The following is a 279-nucleotide window of genomic DNA, read 5'->3' on the forward strand; positions in this document are numbered from 1 at the left end:
TCGGCCTCACCGGCAGCGGCAAGACCACCCTCACCACGCTCCCGACGCGCCTGTACGACGTGACAGGCGGGCGCGTGACGCTCGATGGCGTCGACGTGCGCGACCTGACGCTCGTCGAGCTGCGTCAGCACATCGCGATGGCGTTCGAGGACGCCACGCTGTTCTCGGCCTCGGTGCGCGAGAACGTGCTGCTCGGCCGCGCCGAGCTCGACGTCCACAGCGAAGAGGGCGAGCGCGTGCTTCGCGAGGCACTCGACGTCGCGCAGGCCGGGTTCGTCG

1 protein-coding gene is annotated in these 279 nt (G+C 71.0%); it reads left to right on the forward strand.

Going from position 1 to position 279, the window contains the following annotated elements; all coding sequences use genetic code 11:
* Window positions 1-279 (forward strand): ATP-binding cassette domain-containing protein (locus ACZYR9_RS27845; RefSeq protein ID WP_488981525.1); only part of this gene is annotated, 279 nt, incomplete at both ends.

It is taken from the genome of Paenibacillus sp. F024 (genome assembly GCF_057814255.1).